This is a genomic window from Paenibacillus koleovorans NBRC 103111 (assembly GCF_004000845.1).
Classification (GTDB): domain Bacteria; phylum Bacillota; class Bacilli; order Paenibacillales; family NBRC-103111; genus Paenibacillus_AA; species Paenibacillus_AA koleovorans.
The window spans coordinates 1-2,396 of record NZ_BIMA01000230.1 but is presented as its reverse complement, the minus strand read 5'-3'; the positions used below and the strand labels follow the sequence as shown (position 1 = coordinate 2,396).

At 62.3% G+C, this 2,396-nt stretch carries 3 protein-coding genes; 1 reads left to right on the top strand and 2 read right to left on the bottom strand.

The genetic code is table 11. The annotated features are described in order from the left end of the window. Positions 1-643, top strand: a 643-nt coding sequence (locus PKO02S_RS31870) for a hypothetical protein (protein WP_218033993.1), incomplete at its 5' end; no start/stop codon positions are given. A 102-nt stretch (positions 644-745) separates the two neighbouring features. Here the strand turns inward: PKO02S_RS31870 and PKO02S_RS31865 are convergent. Together PKO02S_RS31865 and PKO02S_RS31860 are read right to left on the bottom strand one after the other, a co-directional pair. Further along, a complete protein-coding gene (locus PKO02S_RS31865; protein WP_127589302.1) occupies positions 746-1,393 on the bottom strand; it encodes a transcriptional regulator in 648 nt (215 codons plus the stop codon). A gap of 145 nt (positions 1,394-1,538) precedes the next feature. Further along, a partial coding sequence (locus PKO02S_RS31860) for a virulence factor (RefSeq protein WP_127589300.1) occupies positions 1,539-2,396 on the bottom strand: 858 nt, incomplete at its 5' end.

The following is a 2,396-nucleotide window of genomic DNA, read 5'->3' as shown; positions in this document are numbered from 1 at the left end:
CGCGGGAGCGCGGCAGGTGGGCAAGCCGCGGGAGCGCGAAGCGGCGCGGCTGCGCGTGGCGACGCAGGCGCGTCGGATGGGCGCGGCGTCTTTGGCGCGAATGCAAGCCCTCGCGGTCCGCGCAGCAGCGGCGGTGGCGCACCGGACGCGCGAAGCGACGCAGGCGCAGGCCGCGCACGCACGGCCGGCACCGCAGCGCCTGGCGCTCGCGGCGGCAACTACGGCTACGGTGCTCGTAGCGGTCAAGGCGGCACTCGCAGCGAAAGTGGCGCCCGCAGCAGTCAGGGCGGCGGCAGCGGCGCTCGCAGCAGTTCAGCCGCCGGTGCCCGAGGCGGTCAGGGCGGCCGCAGTGGCGGCAGTGCAGGTGCACGCGGCCCACGCGGTGGCGCTGGCGGCGCGCCAGACTTCCGCGGCGGAGGCCGTGGAGGCCGCGGTCCCGCTCGCGGACGCTAGCACAATGGGTCATCCGGAGGCAAGATTGCCTAGGGATGACCTTTTTTTTACCCCGCCCCGCCATCCCGAAATTTTGCCGGACAATAGATCCCTTATTTCCGCAAAAATGATGTCCTCCGGCAATTTGCCGGCCACAGGATACCTTATTTCGCTGGTTTTCCCCTCAAACGAGGCTGTTCCGCATAAATAAAGTCATCTGTGTCCGCCAAATACTGCAATCAGCGCCAAAATCGAGAAATAGCGAATCTATTGTCCGGCAAATTTACAGCAAACTTACGCGCGCCTCAACTTCCTAGAGCTTCAACGCATAAGTCCGAGCTCGAGCATTGCCGCTAGCAACCGCCAGGATTTGCTTGTCCACCAGCTCATGCAGCAATCTCCGAGTATGGCGATCGCTTACTCTGAGATGCTGGGCCAGCTCATGGGGAGAGAAAGGGCGCAGCGTCCGTCTGGCGAATCGATAGGCTTCGGCACCCATCCAATCCAGTGAGGTCGGAGCTTGAATGGAGAGAAACTTGCCGACGAACGAGAGTACAAGCTGCTGGCAATGTTTGGGCTCGTCCGTGATCGAAGGATAGGCAACCGGGAGGATCACCCAGTCGTCGAGAGACAATAAGCAATGCCGGTTGCACAAGTCTTTGAATTTTCTTACGTCCAGGTCCCGGGCATGGGATTTATACCCCTGAATCTCCACGCAGCCCTTGGCATCTCCGGGCAGATACCCCAAATCCAAGTAGCGGTAGCCGTTCTTCAAGTCTCGCACTTCCCATTCGGGGTATAGATGCTCAAAATGCCCAATCGCGGGGAACCAAACGGTACGCAAAAATTCCACCGTCCCATGCCCCAAACCTTTCTCCAATCGTTCTCGTCTCCTTGGATTTTGCTCGATCTCCATTTGTTGCTGAAGCCATTCGTTATACTTTTGTTGAAAGCGTGGCATCGAAATCTCCTCTCTTAACCCAATAAAAAGCCGCCTGCATTCAACGACCCGAAAAGGGCAATTGAACCAAGCGGCATGTACTTCATGTCCGTATAAGCTAACTATACAATTACTCGTCGATCCAGGCAATCATCAAAAACACACCTTATTCGCCACGCCGCGTCATCTGCTGCCACACCGAGCCGACGGCGGCCTCGCCGCCTTCGATGCGGGCTAGCGCGAGCTTGGCTTGCAGCCGCACCTCGAACTCGGCGTCCTCGGCCGCCTCGCGCAAAGCCGGGGCAGCGGACGCATCGCCCGCCTCGTACAAAAACCGGGCCGCCCGCCAGCGCACCAGCTTGTTGGCGTCCCCCAGCGCCGCGATCATCGGCCCGATCGCTATAGGGTCGCCGAGATCGGACAGCGTGTCGCCGGCCGTGCGCCGGACCGACACGGAGTGGTCCTGCAGCGCCCGGAACAAATGCGGGAAAATGTCCGGCTCGCGGATATCGCCCAGGTACACCGTGGCCAGCCTGCGGATCGAGGACTGCGGGTCCCCGAGCGCTTCGACGAGCAGCGGCATCGTCTCCAGCGTTGGTTTGACCCGCTGCAGCGCCGCATAGCGCACCTTCCAGTCCTCGCTTGCGAGACGCTCCCGCAGCTCCTCCGGCGGCAGCTCCCGGCGCAGCTCGGACTGGGCCGTGCCCTTCGTGCCGGTCTCGAGCGATTGGCGCACGAGCTGCTCCAGCCGTTCGTCGTCGTACGACGCATCCAGCTCGGCCGCAATCTGCTCGGCGATCTCCGGCAGCTCGCCGTACCGGATGCCCGCGTCCTGCAGCGTCCGCTCGCGGATCAAGTTCGGCGAGGCGGTGCCGGCTCGTACTGCCGCATCCGTGAACCGCGCAGGCAAAGCCGCGCGAAATTCCTCCATTCCGCTGCGCACGCGAATCTGCATCGGAATGCCGCGAAACACCTGCACATACACCTGCGCTTCACCGAACATATCCGCTCCCGCACCGGCCGT